Consider the following 19797-nt stretch of genomic DNA (forward strand, 5'->3'; position numbering starts at 1 on the left):
GCGAGCTTCTCACCTGAGTGTAAAAGATTGGCCCTGCTAAATAAAGAACTGATAGTCTTTTGAATTTTCCAGCGATTTAACTCGGCTCCTATACCGGGTCCACGGTTACCCTGAGCTTGATCTTTTTGCCCGGGTGATGGCGGGTACGGGTATGATAAATTTCCCCCTGGTACTTATAAGTTACCTCATAACCGCTGATTTCTTCAAAGCTGGTATATGCCTGCCGGCAATGCAGTACCTTGCGATGGCTGGCATGGCGATATCCCGACTTATAGTGGCCGCTATTATGGCTGTGGCGACTTTTCTGGTAGCTGTGATTGCTGTGGCCGATTTCATTGCCCACAGAGCCGCCGATAATCGCCCCGGCAACGGTGCCGACCCCTTTAAGATCCGACTTTTTAAATAACACATGGCCAACGGTACCGCCGATAACAGCCCCGACAACGGTTGCCGCTACTTCATTGCCGGCATAATGCCCCGAACTGCTGTGGTGATGACTCACCCGGCGCCAGCAGCTGTCGTCATGGATATGCTCTACCCGTACTGTCTGGTAAATGGGAGTAGCGGCGATCACTTTGCCCCGGGCATAAAAACTATCGCCGCGGTGATGGCCGGCACTGGCATTTGCTGCTGTCGCTAACAGCGAAATCGTTATTAAAGCTTTGGTTATAATGTTCATTCTTTGCTCCTGAGACAATAACGTCGATAAAGACTTTCTCTGTATATGATGAATAGCTTAACGCTGGCTAACTGAACTGAAGCTGAACGAAACTGAATAAACCGGGAAAACAACACAAATATAAAAAACAAAAAAATCGCAAAAAACAAAGCAAAGCCGATAACCTAAAATAAAGACAGGCACAGCATAAAAACTGCGTAATAAGTTGAGGACAAAAAAATGAAAAAGCCACAAAGAGACGTCACCCTGAGATTTCTGGCAGAGCCCCAGGATGTTAATTTTGGCGGCAAGGTACACGGCGGCGCGGTCATGAAATGGATAGATTTAGCCGCCTACGCCTGCGCCGCCGGCTGGAGTGGCCGTTATTGCGTCACCGCCTATGCCGGCGGCATACGTTTTGTAGCCCCGATCCATGTCGGCAGCCTGGTGGAAGTAGCCGCTAAGGTTATTTATACCGGCTCCTCCTCCATGCATATCGCACTGGAAGTCAATGCCTGCGATCCCAAATCCCTCAACCGCCGCCTGACTACCCATTGCATCGTTATCATGGTGGCGGTGGATGAAACCGGGCACAAAATAGAAATTCCCAAATGGATACCGGAAAGCGAAGCCGATAAAAAGCAGCATCAAAGCGCCCTTAAACTGATGGAGATGCGTAAACAAATCAGCGACGAAATGCAGATCTACCTCGAAGAAGAATAATTTTGACCGCCGGTGGCTGATAATATGCCGACTGCGCTTGTCTGTGCTGCAGTCGGCATACTTTTGCCGCCTTCAGGGGTTATTCGCCGGTTTTTTCATTCTTTTTCCGCCAAAGCTTTCGCCAATTCTTTCATGGCCGCCGCCATTTTTTACCAGCGCCAGTTCTGACAGTAAAAAGTCTTAAGCTGTCCCGAAGACAGTGAAATAAAGCAAACGAGAAATCAGCAACTTATTATAGAGAAGCTAAAACGCGTTGTTTGTTGGCCTTAAACCTGCATTTCTTAACAGGCGTAAAAGAAGTAAAGCCAATAAGAGGTACCAGCGATGACGTTAGCCAAGAATCAAAAAGAATCGAGTTTAGGCGTGCGTATTTATTTGTATATTATCGGTCTGGTGTGCTTAAGCGCCAATGTCTGGTTTGCTTACCAGCTGGATACGCAGCAGCTCCGGGGAACCACCCAGGCACCCCGGATAACACAGGATTTTACTCAGGAAGATAACCACACCCTGGCAGCCGTGATCCCCGCCGAAACAGTGAACAGAAACAGTCATTCCCCCTTAAACTAATGTCCCTTAAACAAATCCCCCGACAAAGCAAGAAAAGCAGTCTTATTGGCACACAGCCCCAGGAAACCGGACATTAAAAAGGGGCCAAATGGCCCCTGATTACAGTCAATAAAGAATTAGGACAATTCCATTTCCTGTACTCTCTCATGCGCAATTTCAGGTGTTGTCATCCCCGGTTTGGCATGAAGGTTGGCCTTTAACTGGCCTTTACGATGCTTCAAAGCGGCATCAAGTTTTTTGGCGGCAAGGGCTATCGCCGGATACATGATATCGTCGGTGCCTGTGGCAGAGATCCTTCCTCCTTCATAGGTCGTTCGCAGTTCAGCCTGATGCTTGCCATGCTCCTTGGAAAGGATAACATCAAGCGAAATAAGTGTTGGAAAATGATTTGCTATCTTGGAGAACTTTTCTTCGATATGCTCTTTGATCGAACTAGTAACATCGACATGGTGACCAGAAAGATTTATTTTCATAGGTATTCCTTTTTTAGTTACTTCACTTTTAACACTTGGGGCAATTGTCATAAAACACAAGTTTTATTTTCAATTTTTTTCTCTTCTTTAAGGTAAACATACTCCTTCGCATGGACGGTGACAAAGCTAAAAATAGCTTTTCTTGATATTAATCAAATAAATATTAAAGGGGAATAGCCAATTAATTTTTTTATTATTTTTTGGCTGATTTTTCCCCTCTGCAGGCCTTTATTTGTCTGGTTTTTACACTGCTATTATGTTTATTGTTTCTCTGCCTGTTTCTCAAGCCAGCTATCAATTAAGTAACGGGCAATCGACTCTTTTCTCGGCAACTGGTAGTTATCCCCTGCATCCCCCCAGTTATCAAAAGTGCTGATCTCTTCGGCGCTGAACCAGCAGGCATCGACGATTTCATCATTATCGATATTAATTTCATCGCTTGTTGCCCGGGCAAAAAAACCTATCATTAATGAATTCGGGAACGGCCAGGGCTGAGAAGCCATATAAGTCACCTGATCCACAACGACCCCGGCCTCTTCAAAAACTTCCCTGGACACAGCTTCCTCCAGGGATTCCCCTGGATCGACAAAACCTGCCAGGGTAGAAACCACTTTTGAGGGAATATTATGATGCTGCGCCAGTAAACATTTGGCTTTCCCCCCGGGGGGCTGATATTCAACCAGCATGATCACCACAGGATCGGTACGGGGAAAGTGCTCTTTCGCGCAAGACTCACTCTGGCATTTTCGCCTGTGGCCGCCATCAAGAGAAAGGGTTTTCCCGCCGCAGTAACCGCAATACTGGCATTGCCTGTGCCAATGATTGAGCGCCCGGCCATAGGCCAGAATAGGGGCTTGCCTCGCCGTGATCAGCGGCAAAGCGCTGCGAAAATCTTTTGCCTGGTATTTATCCGTCAACAAATTATCAAGCAGCTTTTGGGACAGCTCAGATAAATCAAGCACAAAAACCGCCTGCTCGCCGTCCAAACCTAGAAAATAACAGTTACTTGCCTGTGAAATCAGTTGCCCGGTTATCGCCTGCTCCCGGGTAAACTCGGCCAATTTATCTTGTTCAAACAGGCATAAAGAGCGCCACACAGGTAAAAAGACAGTATCCGCTTTATTTTGCTGCTCAAGCAGCCAGTGCTTGCTTTTTCGGGCAGAAGACGCCCGGTTTAACGACATTTGTGAAAAGGTTAATGCTGGACTATTCAAGGTTTTCTCCTTGTTAATACACATAATCTATGAGTCTTCATCATCAGCTTGCTCGCTCGGGGTTGGTTGCTTGCCAGCAAGCTGTTGCTGCCATAAGGCGCTAAACCCCCCCAAAGGTTTTATATGGTTAAATAATTCCTCCCCTAACTCGGTCAGGGCATAACCGCCTGCTTGTTTTTGTACAAACATGGTGGCCTGCAATTCTTTTAACCGGTTGTTAAGCAAGGTCGGGGAGATATTTTCACAGCGGGTTTGTAATTCGCGAAAGGTGCAGGGGTTCTGGCTGAGGTTCCAGAAAATCCCCAAGGTCCAGTTACGCCCTAATAAATCCAGCAGCGCCATAATAGGTTTGCCTGTTTTAGAACCCCGCACCGGTACGCCGGGAAGTGGTAAAGACATGATTGCTTTCCTTAATATGCCCGACAGTTGTTAAAGACCCGACAAACAGCCAAATCCGGACATATGCTTATGCTACATTTTTTGTAGCTTACTACAGAAAATGTAGCAAGGACAAGTAGCAAATATTACCTTTGCGCGATTATTAGCCCGGAAGCAAGTATCCGGAGACTAAGCCCGCCTCAATTAAAAAGACGGGCTAAAACAAATAGGAGTTCTGCTTAGTCCTGATATAACACTACGGCATTGCGGCCTTTTTCCTTGGCCTGGTACAAGGCATTATCCGCCGCTTCAAATATCGATTCCTGGCATTGATTGTTTAAGTCCATTTCAGCGATACCAAAGGTGGCCGTCACCGAGAAACGTTTGTTATTGGCAAGTTTAAACTCTTTTTCCGCCATGGTTTCCCGGATACGCTCAACCATATTGACGATATCCTTGCCGTGAGTGTTGGGAAAGCACAACACAAATTCATCGCCGCCAAAGCGCCCGGCGATGTCTTCCGGACGTTTCACCTGGGTCAGAATCTCACCGAAACTTGCCAGTACCTTATCCCCCGCCTGGTGCCCCAGGGTGTCGTTGATTTGCTTGAAATGATCCAGGTCGCAGACACAAATACACAGAGGCTGTTTATGACGTTTGGCAGCATTTATTGCCTCTGCCAGGCGTTCAAAGAAATAACGGCGGTTGATCAATTTCGTCAGGGGATCATGGGTGGCAAAATAGGCCAGCTCTTCTATCGCCTTTTTCCTGTGCTGCATCACCTGGTACATCATAAACAGCATAATCGTCCCCAGGGAGTACACAAACAGGGTAAAGAGCACCACCCCCTGTATCACCCAGCTTTCATGTTTGTCCACGGCAATCACGGATTGCTGGGTAAAGCGCTGTACTTCATCGCGCAAACTGGTTAATTCCAGGCGCAGCTCTTTTTCTTCTTCATTTAAAATGCGGATCACTTGTTCGGGTATTTTTCCGCCGCCGCTTTTGATGGTGTTGATCATGGCAATCACCTGCTCATGATATTGCTGGTGCTCCTGACCGATTTGGTCCAGCAACTGGTTTACCCGCACCATCTCCGCCCGGGTTTCCGGCTGCCCCAATGACATCAGCGGAATAATAAATTCTTTCAATGTTGCCAGCGCATTATCAAACTTTTTACCGGTACGGATAAAGCTGTCTTCCAGGGTCTGGATCACCACCCCCTGGTGACCGTCGCTTTGCTGATGTAACTTCTCAATTAACAGCGTCTGTTCAAATTGCCGGTCGATAAGGGGCAGCAGCTGAGTCACCAGCGGCAGGTCCTTATTGGCGACATCTTCAAATTCGGTTTTAATTTTATGCATTTGCCAGTAGGCAAAACCGCCATTAACCAGGATTAAAGCGGCGATAGCAAAGGCGATAAGAAAGATATAACGGTTGTTTTTTGTATGTTGCGGCATAAATTCCAAAATCTACAGCAGGAGAAATGCTCAAAGCATAAAAGCCTTAACCGTCAAAGTCCAGCAGATACAAATTCATGTCAACACAAAGGAGCTCAGACCTCCCTTGCCAATTCGGCAATCACCTGGTCTATGCCGTTCGCACGAATCTTAGCACTGATCTCTGCCTGTTTGGCATCGAGTAAGCTGATACCTTCTACCACGATATCAAAGGTTAACCAGCGGTGGGAGTTTTTATTTTTACGCAGGCGAAAGTCCATTTCGATATCCGGTTTACCCGTTTGGCTGATCACCGACTTGACCGAGACAATTTTACGGTTATTTACCTGCTCCTGCTGCTGGAAAGTCACCTGCTGATCTGTGTATTTAGACAACACCTGAACATAACTCTGGCTCAAGTGGTTTTTCATGGCTAACACAAAAGCTTCTCTTTGGGCTTTAGTCATGGTTCTTAAGTTTTTCCCCAAAATCTTAAAAGCAGCATAGCGATGATCAACATAAGGCATTAACTCTTGATCAACGATATTGGCCATCAGCTCAGGCTGGCTTTTCAAGGCTTGTTGTTCGCTGGCGATGCGGGTAAAAAGGTTGTTACCCGCATTGGCAATCACTTGATAGGGGGAGTTTTCATCGGCCAGTGCACTGCCGGCGCCAGATAAACAACTGATAAACAAAAAAACCTTAATAAACCTGAACATAAGCCGTTATTTCCCTGATGATAATAAGCTAAGAAATGAAGAGAGCGACAACGCCTGACTTCAATTATTTTATCTTAGTGATTTTCATCGCTTAAAGCTGTCTTATAAGGTGTTTCTTTGTTTAGAACTGTATGCATTTGTTATAAAGTGTAAGCTGCCTGAGCCCGAACGCGGCTCAGGCGGATTTTTCCGCTTTTTCTTCCGGGGCAAGCACTTGTGTTGTTTGCTGCTTTTCCACCGTCTCAGCCTTAGGAGGAGTCTCGGTTCCCCCCAGGGCTTCAATATTGATGATCGCTGAGCGGTTTAAGGTGATCTTATAACGCTGCAGGTGCAGATCTGACTTGTCTCCCTGCATCAAAACCATATTAATCTGATAACGGCGTTCCACGCTCTGGTTGGTCACCTTAATGCCGTCGAGGGAATATAAGCGCCCGGCGCCTTTTTTCAGGAAGCGGACAAAAGGTGTCAGGTTAAAAAAGATCTCCTGCTTGATTTCATCATAACCGGGTAAAAATTCCTTGGCCACTACCTTAAAGTCACTGCGAAAATGCAATAATCTCGCCGCCTGCTTATTTTGCTGACGCCTTTTTTGGAACAACTTGTCCACTTCCGCGGGCAAATCCCGGTTCTTGATGTATTCAAGCCATAAGGTCTCATTGGCGATACGGTTTTGACTGACGCTATTGGTGAAGACATGCTGCCACTTGGGACGTCCCCGCTGGATTTTGCGCCAGATCAGCTGGGTTAAGTCATCTTTAAAGATTTCCCGCAAACCGTAAATTACCCCGAGCAGGGCCACCAGCGCCAAAGTGACTTCGGCAAAGCTCGAGCGGGCATTTAAGACCAGCATCATTACAAACGCCATCACCACGGCAGTCACCGAGCCGCGCACCAGGCGTTTTAAGTTGGTATCCAAAGAGCGGGTATCTTTTTTAAACACCACCCCGTATTCGATCAATCTTTGCAGCAGGCGCATTTTGTTGGTGATACGGTTAGGGTCATCTAAGGTAATTTGCGAATTATATTGGTTTTTATTGCGGTAGCTGCTTTCACTGCGGCATAAGGCCAGCAATTGCTCTCTTGCTTCCGTCTGTCCGCTGCTGCTCGGGCCTTTTGCCAGCAATTTCAAAAAAGACTGCTCCACATGCCAGCTCAGGTAATTATCGGCATTTTCAAAGTAAGAGCTGAGTTTTTTATCCGGCGGCGTATAACGGCGTAACTTCTTCAGCAGCGAAGCCGACTGCTCTGCCAACTCCAGCGCCTGCTGGTAAAATGATTCCGGCTCCTTAATTTTCAGGGTCTGCTTGATATCGGCATCCAGGGCGATACGGATCTGATAAGAAAACAAATTCAGGTTCAACCGGTAATCCCTTTGTTCCCCTTTGGTTTGGCTGATAAAACGACTGCGCACCAGCGGCAGGTGGAGCTGATCGGAATAGTAGGCGCAATGGCTTTTGATGCTGCTGTGAAAGTAGCTCTCTTCTTCTAAGGTACTGGGGCTGATCCCCATCTCTACCGGAATAGAAAAATAGAGATCAAGTCGCTGATTATCCTGTGGCAGAAGTTGGTGGCTGATTTTAAATGACAAGTTTTCATCTTGGCTAAGCTGGACTTTATTCACTCGTTATTTATGCTCCTTATGGCGGAAAAGGGGAATATTGAAACCTCTGCAACTGCCGTAAACAGAACAGCTAATCTGAATAAAAAATCGAGTTTATTGATGTCGTTGCGACATAGGTTGCCGGTAAATAAATAACAATGGCAACAGTATCTTAATTGCAGAAAAGGCAGCAGTGAAAGTTTCAACGCCTTGTTGTTAAAGTTTAGTTCAATTTGTAGATTATTGGCAGTAACAATGCGCTAATCTTTTGTATTTTTTACGATTAAATAAATGCTCATCAGAAGAAAAAACAGGTTTACATGGCCTGTTTTCTCTCCCGGCATTCACATTTCCCGGCGGCTAAGCGATAAAAGTTATAAAGCGCTCCACAAGGTGCAGAACATTTTAACACTTAAAAAAAACAGCAACAGGGCAAAAATTTTCTTTAATAAGGCTACAGGCAAACGGTGCACTAATTTAGCCCCCAACGGCGCGGTAAAAAAGCTGCAGACGGAGATCAGCAGCACGGCGGGCGCATAAATAAAACCTAACCTATATTCAAGACCAGAATGCTGTATCGCCGATTGCGCCAATTCTAGCGGTAAAAGATAACCATTCGCCAGGTAACCTAAGCTGCCGGCGATGGAAATAGGCAAACCTATGGCAGCAGAAGTCGCTATCGCCTTTTTAATATCGATATTATGCCACAGCAGATAAGGTACCGTCAGGGAGCCGCCACCGATGGAGACCAGGGAAGAAATTCCACCAATACCTGACCCCGCGAAAAAGAGCCCTTTCTTTGACGGCATAGTGCGCGAAGGCCCGGGCTTTTTATTCAGAAACATTTGCACGGCGACATAAGCCATAAAGAGAGAAAATATTGTCACCAGGTAGATGCCACTAAGTTTGGCGGCAATAAAAGTCATGATAAAGGCGCCCAGTACCACCCCGGGAGAGAATCCTTTGACCACAAACCAGTTAATGTTTCTGTGCTTATGATGTGCCAACGAGCTCGATAATGAAGTCATAATGATCGAGGCCATGGACGTGCCCAGTGCCAGGTGCACCACCTGCTCGATCATCACTCCCTGGGCCAGGAATAACCCCGTGAGTACCGGCACCATAATGCCGCCGCCGCCGATACCGAGCAAACCCGCCATAAAACCAACCACACAACCCAATAACACCAACGGCAAGATAAACTCCGGGTTCACCGGCAACTCCTTACTTGTTCCTTAAAAATGCATTTAGCTATGATATCCAAAAGCGCCAATGGCATAATATCGATTATTTGCAAACTTATATCGATAATATGACAAAGTTACGCCAGATAGCGCCATCATCACAATCACGGCAAGCCCTGGAAAAACCGGTGACTGTGGTCAACCGGCAAGTCGCCGTCAATTGTGCTATCGAGCGCCATCAGCACCTGTGGGGGCAATTTATTTATGCCAGTAAAGGGGTGCTGGCGGTCAATATCGGCAACGAGCGCTATATAGTGCCGCCGGAGCAAGGGGTTTGGGTGCCGCCCAAAATAGAACATCAGGTGATCGCCCTGACCCGGGTCACCCTGACCAGCTTTTATCTGGATCTGGAATTACTGACCCGCTTGCCGCAAAGCTCATCTTTGCTGGCGGTGTCGGCCTTTTTAAAAGCCCTGATTTGTGAGGCGATTAATATCCCCCCGGATTATGCCTGGCGCAGCCCAAGCGGACGGTTATTGCGCCTTATCGTCGACCAGCTGGCCGTTGCCGAACAGGTGACCCTTAACCTGCCCTACCCCAGGGATTTACGCCTGATGGAAATGACCCGGGAGCTGCAGCAAAACCCCGCGAATGGTAACAGCCTGGAACAATGGGGAAGCACAGTCGGCGCTTCGGCGCGCACCCTGAGCAGATTATTTAAAAAAGAAACCGGCATGACCTACAGCCAATGGCGGCAAAAATTAAATTTACAGCTGGCAATCACGGCGCTGGCCGGGGGGGAGAGCATCACCAATATCGCATTAAACCTTGGCTACGACTCTCCTTCTGCTTTTATCTATATGTTTAAAAAACACTTTGGCGTCAGTCCGAAAAAATATCTCGGGACTTAGTCGGCTATGATATCGGCCTGATGCCAGCGACAGCCATATTTCGACCAGAGGATCATCAGCCCCGGCAGCAACAGCAACATTTGCATGGCCAGCAACATAGGGGCGCTCAGGCCGGCTCTTTGCGTTAAGCTCACCATAAGCCCGGCGCCCGACATCTGAAATAAGCCCAGTAATGCCGCAGCCGTGCCCGCCCGATCGCCAAAAGGCGCCAGTGCCCGCCCGGCGGCAGAGCCAAGCACGCAGGCATAACCGATAGAAGAGCAAAAAACCGGCAACATATAAGCCCAGGGGCTGGCAAAGGGCCGTAATGCCAGCATCAACAAACCTGAGCCAATGATCACCAGCAAACCTGTGGTTAAGGTCTTGCGCGTGCCCAATTTATCCATCATTTTCGGTGCCAGGAAGCAGGCGATAATATTTAACACCGCATTAATGCCGAACCAGAAAGTAAATTGTGACATATCCAGTCCCAGACCCGTCATTAACCAGGCAGGGGCGGAAGTGACATAAGCGAGGATCACCGCCATCGACAGCATGCATAAGATGGCATGATAGAGAAATTTCGGCTCAGCCAGCACCGACCAATAACGGCTCAGGCTCAACATGCGCCCGTCAACATAAGTATTCTCCGGCCGGGTTTCTTTATAAAGCAGCATCACTATGCCCCAGCCGAGGACGGCAAAACCCGCCATAAAACTGAAATTACTGCGCCAGCCAAATTCGGCGGTTAGCCAGCTGCCCAGGACCGGCGCCATCGCCGGAATAAAACAGATGGCGCCGTTTAAATAACTGATCATACGGCCGCTGCGCGCCGCGCCGAAGCAATCCCGCACCGAAGCAAACGCCGCTACCGAAGTGGCACAGGCGCCAAAGCCCTGCAATAAACGCGTCGCCAGCAGCATATCTATGCTTTGCGATAAGTACGCCAGCAGTGAGCACAGGCCGTAAATCACCACCCCGCCAAGGGCCACCGGCCGACGGCCAAACCTGTCCGCCAGCGGACCCGCCAATAACTGCCCCAGCCCCAGGGTAACCATAAACCAGGTCACGGTATCTTGCACTGAGGTAATATCGACAGCGAACTGCTCGGCAATAACCGGCAATGCCGGTAAATAAATATCAATGGCCAGCGGGCTGAACAAAACCAGTAATACCAACAAAAATACCAGCTGATTGCTGTTTGTGGTCTGAGGGATCATAAATTTTCCTGTTTAACCCGGATGTAGAGTAATCATTCAGGTTAGTGAAACGAAGGGGGGATTTTACGGAATTAATTGCACCAATAAAACCATTGTCGGTACTAATTTGCCATTATTTTCTCTGCCCCCGCCCCGGCAAACAGGGGCGATAAACATTTCCCCTTTACTAACAAAAAATTACCGATAAAAAAGACAAGTTTGGCGCCGGGTAACTGTACTAGTTGTTTTGCTTTTGCCAGTGAAACTCCATTTGGCCGGCGGTTTTTTCCGCCAGCTCAACCCCGGCCAACTCACTCACCAGCTGCAGGCTCATGTCTATACCCGCAGAAATCCCGCCTGAACTGATAATATTGCCGCTGTGTACCCAGCGGACATTTTCCACCACATCCAGCATCGGAAACCGGGCCTTTAATTCTGGGACATCCTGGTGGTGAGTGGTGACTTGCTGGTCGGTCACGATACCGGCCTGCGCCAGTAAAAATACCCCGGTACAAACCGAAGTGCTCAGTACTGCCCCTTGTGCCTGGCGTTTAAGCCATTGCATCACTGAGGTTTTTGCCATTTCTCCATGATGCACGCCACCGGCAACCACCAAGACATCTATTTTGGGATGCTCATCAAAGCCATACGCCGGCAACACAGTATATCCCGCCCTGGCCTTCACCGGGCCAGCCGTTTCTGCTACCAGGAAAACATTAAATAACCCCGGACGATGATAAACCCGGGCCGCGGTGGAAAACACTTCAAACGGCCCTGAAAAATCCAGCACTTCCGCCTGCTCGTAAATATAAATACCGACATTGATGGTTTTCATCGTCACCTGATTCATCCCTGTTTTAGTTGGTTTTAATCAAAATATTAATCTGGCCTGGTAAGGGGAGACAGGCGCTTTGACAGCGACAGAAAATTTCCCGGCCATGAAAAAACAGTATAACCGGACTATTATATAGATTCCCCTGCTCGTAAAAGCATACCTAAGTAAGCCGTTTTAGGAACTATTGATTGGAAGATATTGTGACTAAAAGAACTGAGGAAAAAGTAATTCATCAATCCGACCTTGATAAATTATTGCACCTGGACGAGGTCATGGAGCAGTCAAATAAGAATCCCTTTATCAAAGAGCTAAAGCAGGCCATTTTAGATCCGAGTCAATTAAAGTTATTTCAGTGGCACTCGCTGCGCAGCCAAATTCATGAAATTGAAGCCCTGGTGCCCCATATTGACCTGATCATTAAACTTAAAAAAGAAAATAAAGAAGACTGAGCACAAAAACAACCTCACCTGCCCCTGTACCCCGTCAACTTGCCTTTCATTGAGCCCTAAAAGACTCCCTTTAGAACAACTGGTTTTCCAGCGTTTTACCATTAACCAACTGGCGATAACGCCAGTTTTTCTGATGGCACAAAGTCAATATTTCTATATCCGGGGCCAGGTCTGCGCTTTCGCCGGACACCTTGATCTGGTATTCCTTATCCTGGCTGTTAAGCACTTCAACCACATAATCCCGGGAGGTTAACACTTCAATCAGCTCAGGCACCTGCTGTTCCATTCTTAAGGTAAAGTACCTGAACTGCTCCTGAAGTGAATTGGTATGATGTTCCTTTAACTTTCCCTGCTCCAGATAAAGCACCTGCCCGCATAAGCGCTCCAGCTCAGATAAATCATGGGAGCTTAAAATAAAGGTGGTTTCCCCCGAAAGGCTGGCCACCAGCTCCCTGACTTCACGGGCATGTAAAGGATCCAGCCCGGCAGTGGCTTCATCGAGCATCACGATTTCCGGTGAGCCGATAAGCGCCTGGGCTATGGTCACCCGTTTGCGCATCCCGTGGGACAAACCGTCGGGCTTTTGATGCAGGGAAGCCGACATGCCCACCAGATCTATGGTGCGCTCGGCTTCATACTGGCTCTCTTTTCTGCCAAAGCCCTGGAGCCGGGCATAAAATTTCAGCTGGTGCAAAACGGAGAAGCGCGGATCCAGCTGGGCATCCTGGGGCAGCGCCGCCAACCGGCCAAAGGTTTCACTTTTGCCCGGGGTCACGCCAAGAACAGAGACCTGCCCTGAGCTGGGTTTGATATAGCCGCATAAGATACTGAACAAGGTGGTTTTTCCGGCGCCGTTTGGTCCCACCAGGGCGACCGGCGCCCCGGCATGGATCTCAAAATTCACATCGGCTAGTGCCTGTTTTTCCCCGAAGCGTTTATTCAGGGCAGAAGCTTTAATTAAACAGCTCATAAACTGCTCCTTCTCATGATTAAATCCCCTGCCAGTAAATAACAAAACGTTTGCCCCAGCGGGATCAGGTAATTAGCAACACCTGAGCCTTGCCGGTTAATGACATCACTGAGCTGAATGCCGGGAAGGGCATAGTTGAGCACGGAAAAAATGCTCAGCTGGGATTCGATCACGGCAATAAAAACGGGTGCCAGACCAAAAAACAACAAACAGGCAATGAGCGCCAGGCGCGACGAGCGGATGAAACTATTAAAAAACGACATCAGGGCAATAAAGGGCAAAACCGCAATCACCAGCTCTTTTAGCAAAGCTAACCCTTTAATGCCGGTATCGACAAAAACCCCGCTGTCCCGGTAAACCGCCATCACCACTACAGCCAGTAAGGTAAATAACATCAGCAGGAATAAAATCATCACCTGACCGAAAAAACGCCCGAGTAAGATTTCCGTGCGGCTGGCCCTTAACGAGATAAAACGCAATGTACCCCGGGTGCGGTCGGCGCAGGTTTGATCACTGGCGGCATATAAGGAAAATAGCGGAAAAGAGTAAGCGGCCACCAACCAGTAGATCGCCAACTCCGGCGCCTGCCAGGTCAACAGCTCCGACAGGCCCAGCGAACCGAATAACTGCATCGCCATATCTTTAAAGGTCTCGGAGGAAACCATAGCGGCAGCGGAGCTGACCGGATAATATAAAATAAGGCTCCAGACGGTAACAAAAGCCGCCAGCGCCAGCGCCCCCCGCTTGGTAAAAAAAAGTCGTATCAATTCGAAACTGGCCAAAGACCAGGCACGCTGAAAACTAAACTGCCAGTACATGTCTGCTTCCCGAGAAAAATCATTTGCTTCACCCTAATAGTAAGGCAATGAAATAGCTATGATTATTTTGTTAATCTTTATTTTTTACTTGTGATCACAGCATAATTTGGGTCAGGAAGCTGACTAAACAAGGAAAGTGAAGGCTTTGACCGCCTTAAGCGCACACCCGATCGCGCCCCGCCTGCTTCGCTTTATATAAGGCTTTATCGGCGCGGATCAGCAAATCGTCAATATCATCATCTTCGGCTTGCATTTCACTGATACCTATACTGACGGTGGACTTGATTTTATCTTTCCAGGGACCTGACAGCTGATGATCCCGCACCCGCTGGCACAAACGCTCGGCCATTGTCCTGGCGGCATCACCGGAAGTTTCCGGCAGCAATACCGAAAACTCTTCCCCGCCCATGCGGCCGATGCAATCGGCGCCCCTGAGATTGGCGGCACATATCCTGGCCACTTCTCTTAACACCTGGTCGCCGACATGGTGGCCGTAGGTATCATTAATTTCCTTAAAGCAGTCGATATCAATCGCCAGCAGACTCAGGGATAAATGATAGCGTTTGGCCCGGATAAACTCTTTTTCTGCCTGGTCGATAAAATTACGCCGGTTTGCCAGCTGGGTCAGTTCATCGGTATTGGCTTTAACTTCCAGGTTTTTTTTCAGGGCGATTAATTCGGTAATATCATTGGAAAAGCCGATAAAGCTCGACAGCTCTTCTTGCTCGTCTTTAATCGGCACCTTGGTAGACCAGTAATAGTGGGTATTGCCCTTACCGTCGGAAAAAGATTCCTCTCCCGAGACTTTCTCCCCCGTGGCCAGCAGTTTATTATCAAGAATGGCAAAGTCGGCGGCGGTTTCCGGCGGCAGAAAGTCTTCGCCTTTCTTGCCTATGATATCTTCCGGCTCAACGCCGAATAACTTGGCGGTGCTGGCATTGATATACCTGAAACGACACTCCCTGTCTTTCATATAGATATAGGCATCGACATTATTGAGTACGGTATCGAGCAGTTTCTCGTTTTCCTTGAGCTTGATATCGAGCAGTTTGCGCTCGGTAATATCGGTGGAGATGCCGTACATGCCGCTCACCCGCCCCTGCTCATCAAACAGGGGCTTTTTCACCGTCCAGTAATAACGTATCTCGCCGGTACTGTGGATAACGTTTTTTTCTTCCGCCTCCACCGTCTGGCTGTGCTCCATCACCAAACGGTCGTTGCTCATAAGTTCATCCGACTGCTCGATGGAAAAAAACTTGCTGTCGTTTTGACCGATGATTTCTTCCAGCGGACAGGCAAATAAATCCCTGACCATTTTGTTGACATAGGTATAACAGCCTTGCAAATCTTTGATATAAACATAAGCGCCGATATTATCCAGCGTCAGGTGAAGCGCGGCAATATCCCCGGATAAGCTTGCTATTTGTTTTTCAAGATCAAGACTCATAACACTCACTCCGGCAAAACGCCTTCACTAAATACCGCTTGTCAGCACTAAGCCGCAAACAACCCGGCTGCAATTGATATTTTATAAAACAAGATCTAAACGGTAACATATCAGGCGCTTTTTATCAGGTGTACATCTCTTTGCGGATAAGGGATCTTAATCTGCGCCTGCTCCAGTGCCGCATAAATCATTTCATTGGCCTTATATTTAGTCGCATAAAGGTTGACGGTCGGCGCCCATAACCTGATGGCGATAGTGATGGCACTGTCGGCAAATTCGTCAATGCCGATCAAAGGCGCCCTGTGGCTGCTGGCGCCGTCAAGCCCGGCCAAGGTCTTCTCCAGCAAGGCGATCACTTCCACCGGGTTATGGCGATAATCTATACCCACAGATAATTCCACCAGGGAGTCATGGCTGGAATTGTGCAGCACTTCCCCGACAATATGTTTATTGGGGATCATAATTTGCACATCGTCTTCATCCCTTAAGATGGTATAGGCAAGCAAGACTTCTTCCACCAGGCCTTTCACTCCCTGTACCTCTATGGTATCCCCGACGACAAAAGGCCGGATCAGAATAATATTAAAACCTGCGGCATAGTTTGCCAGCAAGCCCTGCAACGCCAGGCCGGCGCCCAGGGAAATCGCCCCGATTGCGGCAATAAAGGGGGTCACGCTGATCCCGAGCTTGCCCAGGGCAATGATAGTGATCATCACCACAATCAGCATTTTCGAGGTATTGGCCAGGAAACGGCTTAAGGTGACATCCAGCTTATGCCTTTCACATAACTTCAGCACCCAAGCAGCAATTTTTCCCGCCACCAGGTAGCCGATCACAAAAATGATCAGGGCGCCAACCAATTGGAAACTATAATTGGCAAAAAAATCAAGGATCAACTCATAATACTTATTCACCTGTTCGATTTCATCTTTGAGTAAGTTGGTTGGGGTCAGGGTATTATCTGCCTCCTGGGCGCTGGCAGTAAGGGGTTTGTTATCGAACACTGTGTCTCCTAAAGGGTTAAGCAACTGATCTTTCTGTATTATTGCCTAACTATAGATAGAATTCGAGCGAGAAACAAACCCTAAAGATGAACCCCGAGGAGGGACAGCGGCATCACCTGAACTGATATCAACTCCCTCATCGAAAGAGCATAACGACAGCTGCTCCAGGCTCTCGCCTTTAACCAAGAAACTCAGGCAGCAAGCATTGATAACAATTTAGCCCTCTGGGTAACAGCAGGGCCGCGCAAGCGCGTGACCGGCGGAGCTGCAATAAAGCAATAACATAGCCGTTGCCAGGCTTTTATTTAATCGCCCTAAGGTGTATAACTGGAGATCTGAATTAATAAAGCCCGGTTTTTCCCAAGGTAATGCGATATTTTTTACTTTTACTGCTAAGCATGTCGCTTGCCCTTAACGGCTATTTTTATCTAAAACTACAAGCACTGACATCCGGTGACAGCAGCTTTTTCTCTTTAGCCAAAACTGCCGGTAAAAAACCAGCATTTTCAGGTAATAGCCAGATCGCAAAGCTATCGCCTAATCCGATAGAAAAACAACACCAAAGGGAAAACGCTTCAGATAACGGGGAACTCATTGCCGGTGAGACAATAACCGCACTGCTGGCACAAATAAAAACCCTGGTGCAAAGTCAAGCCTATTATGATGCCCTGGCCCTGTTCGTCGACCTCAACCAGGAATATCCCGCCCAGGCTCTGCCGGTCAGGGAGAGCTGGTTAACTTATATCGACAACCTGCTCAAGGCAAAACGTTTCAACGCCGCAGAGTTATTCCTGCAGGCTTATTTACATGCTTACCCCGATGATGTCGCGTTTTTATCCTTGCGGGTGGACTTTTTCCAGGCCAAGCGGCAAACGGAGCAGGCGATCGAACACGCCTATGATCTGCTTTACCATGTCCTGGATTACCAGCAAAAGATTGATTATTTAAATGCCGCCCGCGAGCGGGTGAAACAAGAGAGTAAAATATTGCTGCAACGCCAGGCCTGGCAGGCACTGGCGCAGCTCTGTCAGCAGGTATTGGCCTTAGATCCTGAGTTTTACGATATCCAGCTGCTGCTGGCACGTGCCGAATATGAGCAGGATCTCCTGGTGGCCGCAGAAAGCAATGCCCGTCCCCTGCTCGACCTGCCGCAACTGGCATCGCAGGCACAATCCCTGCTGGATAAAATCGACGCCGCTTATACCGAGCCCAGCCGGATCCCGTTAAAACAGGAAGGACAACATTATATCGTTCGGGGTCTGATCAACCAGGATCACCCTGTATCCCTGATGTTAGACACAGGTGCCAGCATCTCCCTGCTTTCACAAGAGACATTTGAGCAACTGGGACTTGAAGCACAGGCCAGCTTTATCGAAACCATTCGCCTCAATACCGCAGGCGGCGTGGTCAATTCCAGCCTATATCAGGTCTCCAGCTTTGAAATCAGCGGTTATATCCTCAACGATATGCACTTTGCCGTCAGTCCCTATTTTTCATCGGAGCACGACGGTTTATTAGGCATGAACTACCTGGGCCGTTTTAATTTTTATATCGACCAAGCTGACAAGTCCTTAAAACTGGAGCAAAAAAGTCCTTAGCTAAAGCCAGTTATGACAAAATAGTCCCGGGCAGGTACAATCACGGCTTTGTTTCTTCACCGACAAGCTTGTTTAGTTTTATGACCGAACCGTTAAAATATCTTGCTGCCTACGCACCAGACTTAAAAAGACAGGCGCAACAAATGCTTGCCCAAAAGACCCTGGCGGATTATCTGCGCACTAAATACCCCGATTGTCATCAGTTTACCCGGGACCATGAACTACGGGATTATGTACAAGCCCTAAAATCACGCCATATGAAGAAATCAGCGCCGCTCAGTAAAGTGATTTACGACAATAAAATACACGTGGTTAATAATGCCCTGGGACTGCACACCTATGTCTCCCGGGTCCAGGGAGGAAAATTAAAAAGTAAAAACGAAATCCGCATCAGCGCTGTCTTTAAAAAGTCGCCGGAAGCTTTTTTAAAGATGATAGTGGTGCATGAACTTGCCCACCTGAAAGAAAAAGCCCATAACAAGGCCTTTTACCAGTTATGCCAGCATATGCTCAGCAATTACCATCAGCTGGAGCTGGATATGCGTTTGTACCTGACGGAGCTGGAAATAAACGGTGAAGTATATTAGCCGGGGCTTTACTCAGTTTTTTTTAACTTTAATGCCGCCAGGATACTTAAACCTTCAAGGTTACAAAAATTAACCGCTTCATCAAGCTCCGCCATACTGATATCCAAATCTTGTAAGATATGTACGCCGACAAAATGTTTTTTTGAATACATCCCGGGATGGGAGTTAAGCAAGGCCAGACGCGAGGCCACATATAACAAAGAAGCCGCCGGAGATCTTTCTTCGCCATAGGCCAGGTGAAAATCCCGGATCGGGGCAATAAGGGATTCAGGCAACTGCCATAAGGTCAGGAGCTCAACACTGCAATCGGCATAGCTAAAGCCAAAAGCATCTTGCTGACGTTGCCAGGGGGTTTCGTTTTTATCATACTGCTGGCAATACTTAACCTTTTCGACATCGCTTTGCAAAATTGCCAGTTCACCTATGTTATGCAGCAAGCCGGAAACAAATAAACCTTTCCCTCCTTTAATACGTTTTTTCTCTGCCAGGTATTTGCAAATAAGCGCACAGTCAACACTGATCTCCCAAAACCTGTCCAAATCTATCACACTGGAGTCGACACAGGAAAAAGCCGCCGTTGCCCCGTAGGTATTCACCAGGTTATGGACTTCTTCCGTGCCCAGTATACTGATGGCTTTAGAAATACTGTCCACTTCCCGGGGGAAGTTAAATAAGGCACTGTTGGCAATTTTCAGCAAGGTAGCACTCAGGGCGGGATCTAAAGCCAGGACATCGGCTATGGCCGACAAGGAAGATTGCTCATCCTCGATAATTTCTTTAAGCCGTAAATAAACATCGGGCAATACGCATAAGGCCTCGGCTTTTTGTGCATACTCCAGTGCAGATATCGACATATTATTTTTCTCCTTCAAGCTTCTAAAAAGTGTTGCATAAAAAGGAATAAATTCAACTATGTCCCTGAACTTGTGGGGCCAGGCAAATATAACACCATAAAATTTTTCCCTGCCGCGGTTAATCCTTATCCCTATCCCGGGTATAATGGCCGGCTTTTTATGCGCCACCTTTTAATAACAGACCGGAAGCC

The 19797-nt window shown here is 47.9% G+C and carries 21 protein-coding genes; 6 read left to right on the top strand and 15 right to left on the bottom strand.

From position 1 onward, the window contains the following. Positions 1-88: 88 nt before the first annotated feature. Entirely contained in the window at positions 89-679 is a 591-nt protein-coding gene (locus tag SG35_RS21325) for a glycine zipper 2TM domain-containing protein (protein WP_044832119.1), read from the bottom strand. A gap of 219 nt (positions 680-898) precedes the next feature. On the opposite strand from SG35_RS21325, the gene SG35_RS21330 reads away from it, so the two are divergent. Together SG35_RS21330 and SG35_RS21335 are read left to right on the top strand one after the other, a co-directional pair. Further along, positions 899-1381 (top strand): acyl-CoA thioesterase, encoded by a 483-nt coding sequence (locus SG35_RS21330; RefSeq protein ID WP_044832118.1) that lies wholly within the window; start codon positions 899-901, stop codon positions 1379-1381. Positions 1382-1705: 324 nt separating this feature from the next. Next, on the top strand, positions 1706-1948 hold the full coding sequence (locus tag SG35_RS21335; RefSeq protein WP_044832117.1) for a hypothetical protein: 243 nt from the start codon (positions 1706-1708) through the stop codon (positions 1946-1948). A gap of 116 nt (positions 1949-2064) precedes the next feature. On the opposite strand, the gene hpf is transcribed toward SG35_RS21335, so the two are convergent. The 7 genes from hpf to SG35_RS21370 form a co-directional block, all read right to left on the bottom strand. Beyond that, the gene (hpf, locus tag SG35_RS21340; protein ID WP_044832116.1) at positions 2065-2421 is read right to left on the bottom strand and encodes a ribosome hibernation-promoting factor, HPF/YfiA family; all 357 of its coding nucleotides are present in this window, start codon (positions 2419-2421) and stop codon (positions 2065-2067) included. Between the two features lie 260 nt (positions 2422-2681). Beyond that, the gene (nudC, locus tag SG35_RS21345) at positions 2682-3635 is read right to left on the bottom strand and encodes an NAD(+) diphosphatase (protein ID WP_160298261.1); all 954 of its coding nucleotides are present in this window, start codon (positions 3633-3635) and stop codon (positions 2682-2684) included. 27 nt (positions 3636-3662) lie between these two features. Further along, positions 3663-4034, bottom strand: coding sequence for a winged helix-turn-helix transcriptional regulator (locus SG35_RS21350; protein ID WP_044832114.1), 372 nt, complete (start codon positions 4032-4034; stop codon positions 3663-3665). A 218-nt stretch (positions 4035-4252) separates the two neighbouring features. Next, entirely contained in the window at positions 4253-5473 is a 1221-nt protein-coding gene (locus SG35_RS21355) for a GGDEF domain-containing protein (RefSeq protein ID WP_044832158.1), read from the bottom strand. Positions 5474-5568: 95 nt separating this feature from the next. Then, positions 5569-6171 (bottom strand): MlaC/ttg2D family ABC transporter substrate-binding protein, encoded by a 603-nt coding sequence (locus tag SG35_RS21360; protein WP_053042935.1) that lies wholly within the window; start codon positions 6169-6171, stop codon positions 5569-5571. A gap of 175 nt (positions 6172-6346) precedes the next feature. Further along, a complete protein-coding gene (locus SG35_RS21365) occupies positions 6347-7792 on the bottom strand; it encodes a UbiA prenyltransferase family protein (protein WP_236702561.1) in 1446 nt (481 codons plus the stop codon). Between the two features lie 353 nt (positions 7793-8145). Then, positions 8146-8985 (bottom strand): sulfite exporter TauE/SafE family protein, encoded by an 840-nt coding sequence (locus tag SG35_RS21370; RefSeq protein ID WP_152646559.1) that lies wholly within the window; start codon positions 8983-8985, stop codon positions 8146-8148. A gap of 14 nt (positions 8986-8999) precedes the next feature. Between SG35_RS21370 and SG35_RS21375 the strand changes: the two genes are divergently transcribed. Then, on the top strand, positions 9000-9866 hold the full coding sequence (locus SG35_RS21375; RefSeq protein ID WP_236702560.1) for an AraC family transcriptional regulator: 867 nt from the start codon (positions 9000-9002) through the stop codon (positions 9864-9866). Here the strand turns inward: SG35_RS21375 and SG35_RS21380 are convergent. After that, entirely contained in the window at positions 9863-11065 is a 1203-nt protein-coding gene (locus SG35_RS21380; protein WP_044832113.1) for a multidrug effflux MFS transporter, read from the bottom strand. The two genes, SG35_RS21375 and SG35_RS21380, sit on opposite strands and share 4 nt — an antisense overlap. A gap of 217 nt (positions 11066-11282) precedes the next feature. After that, positions 11283-11879: a DJ-1/PfpI family protein gene (locus tag SG35_RS21385; RefSeq protein WP_420794543.1), complete on the bottom strand. Its 597-nt coding sequence runs from the start codon at positions 11877-11879 to the stop codon at positions 11283-11285. 200 nt (positions 11880-12079) lie between these two features. Here SG35_RS21385 and SG35_RS21390 point away from each other — a divergent pair, with 200 nt between their 5' ends. Beyond that, positions 12080-12328 (top strand): hypothetical protein, encoded by a 249-nt coding sequence (locus tag SG35_RS21390; RefSeq protein WP_152646558.1) that lies wholly within the window; start codon positions 12080-12082, stop codon positions 12326-12328. Positions 12329-12398: 70 nt separating this feature from the next. On the opposite strand, the gene SG35_RS21395 is transcribed toward SG35_RS21390, so the two are convergent. The 4 genes from SG35_RS21395 to SG35_RS21410 all read right to left on the bottom strand — a co-directional run bounded on the left by SG35_RS21395 (position 12399) and on the right by SG35_RS21410 (position 16567). Continuing rightward, the gene (locus SG35_RS21395; RefSeq protein WP_044832111.1) at positions 12399-13298 is read right to left on the bottom strand and encodes an ABC transporter ATP-binding protein; all 900 of its coding nucleotides are present in this window, start codon (positions 13296-13298) and stop codon (positions 12399-12401) included. Beyond that, positions 13295-14116 carry an ABC transporter permease subunit gene (locus SG35_RS21400; protein ID WP_044832110.1) on the bottom strand — a complete coding sequence of 274 codons (822 nt, stop codon included), beginning with the start codon at positions 14114-14116 and terminating at the stop codon, positions 13295-13297. The genes SG35_RS21395 and SG35_RS21400 overlap by 4 nt, the downstream gene beginning before the upstream one ends. A 154-nt stretch (positions 14117-14270) precedes the next feature. After that, entirely contained in the window at positions 14271-15563 is a 1293-nt protein-coding gene (locus tag SG35_RS21405) for a sensor domain-containing diguanylate cyclase (protein WP_053042934.1), read from the bottom strand. A gap of 110 nt (positions 15564-15673) precedes the next feature. Beyond that, entirely contained in the window at positions 15674-16567 is an 894-nt protein-coding gene (locus tag SG35_RS21410; protein WP_236702559.1) for a mechanosensitive ion channel family protein, read from the bottom strand. 368 nt (positions 16568-16935) lie between these two features. On the opposite strand from SG35_RS21410, the gene SG35_RS21415 reads away from it, so the two are divergent. Both SG35_RS21415 and SG35_RS21420 read left to right on the top strand, forming a co-directional pair. After that, on the top strand, positions 16936-18165 hold the full coding sequence (locus SG35_RS21415) for a retropepsin-like aspartic protease (protein ID WP_084692645.1): 1230 nt from the start codon (positions 16936-16938) through the stop codon (positions 18163-18165). Between the two features lie 80 nt (positions 18166-18245). Continuing rightward, the gene (locus tag SG35_RS21420) at positions 18246-18752 is read left to right on the top strand and encodes a YgjP-like metallopeptidase domain-containing protein (protein ID WP_044832108.1); all 507 of its coding nucleotides are present in this window, start codon (positions 18246-18248) and stop codon (positions 18750-18752) included. 8 nt (positions 18753-18760) lie between these two features. Here SG35_RS21420 and SG35_RS21425 read toward each other — a convergent pair whose 3' ends face one another. Then, complete coding sequence (locus SG35_RS21425; protein WP_053042941.1) at positions 18761-19606, bottom strand: HDOD domain-containing protein; 846 nt, start codon at positions 19604-19606, stop codon at positions 18761-18763. Positions 19607-19797 lie beyond the last annotated feature (191 nt).

The organism is Thalassomonas actiniarum (assembly GCF_000948975.2).
GTDB lineage: Bacteria > Pseudomonadota > Gammaproteobacteria > Enterobacterales > Alteromonadaceae > Thalassomonas > Thalassomonas actiniarum.

Coding starts and splice junctions, on each gene's coding strand:
- SG35_RS21395 (WP_044832111.1), bottom strand. CDS start 13,298: ATGAGCTGTTTAATTAAAGCTTCTGCCCTGAATAAACGCTTCGGGGAA.
- SG35_RS21400 (WP_044832110.1), bottom strand. CDS start 14,116: ATGTACTGGCAGTTTAGTTTTCAGCGTGCCTGGTCTTTGGCCAGTTTC.
- SG35_RS21350 (WP_044832114.1), bottom strand. CDS start 4,034: ATGTCTTTACCACTTCCCGGCGTACCGGTGCGGGGTTCTAAAACAGGC.
- SG35_RS21360 (WP_053042935.1), bottom strand. CDS start 6,171: ATGTTCAGGTTTATTAAGGTTTTTTTGTTTATCAGTTGTTTATCTGGC.
- SG35_RS21425 (WP_053042941.1), bottom strand. CDS start 19,606: ATGTCGATATCTGCACTGGAGTATGCACAAAAAGCCGAGGCCTTATGC.
- hpf (WP_044832116.1), bottom strand. CDS start 2,421: ATGAAAATAAATCTTTCTGGTCACCATGTCGATGTTACTAGTTCGATC.
- SG35_RS21325 (WP_044832119.1), bottom strand. CDS start 679: ATGAACATTATAACCAAAGCTTTAATAACGATTTCGCTGTTAGCGACA.
- SG35_RS21385 (WP_420794543.1), bottom strand. CDS start 11,879: ATGAAAACCATCAATGTCGGTATTTATATTTACGAGCAGGCGGAAGTG.
- SG35_RS21420 (WP_044832108.1), top strand. CDS start 18,246: ATGACCGAACCGTTAAAATATCTTGCTGCCTACGCACCAGACTTAAAA.
- SG35_RS21415 (WP_084692645.1), top strand. CDS start 16,936: ATGCGATATTTTTTACTTTTACTGCTAAGCATGTCGCTTGCCCTTAAC.
- SG35_RS21335 (WP_044832117.1), top strand. CDS start 1,706: ATGACGTTAGCCAAGAATCAAAAAGAATCGAGTTTAGGCGTGCGTATT.
- SG35_RS21405 (WP_053042934.1), bottom strand. CDS start 15,563: ATGAGTCTTGATCTTGAAAAACAAATAGCAAGCTTATCCGGGGATATT.
- SG35_RS21355 (WP_044832158.1), bottom strand. CDS start 5,473: ATGCCGCAACATACAAAAAACAACCGTTATATCTTTCTTATCGCCTTT.
- SG35_RS21380 (WP_044832113.1), bottom strand. CDS start 11,065: ATGATCCCTCAGACCACAAACAGCAATCAGCTGGTATTTTTGTTGGTA.
- SG35_RS21330 (WP_044832118.1), top strand. CDS start 899: ATGAAAAAGCCACAAAGAGACGTCACCCTGAGATTTCTGGCAGAGCCC.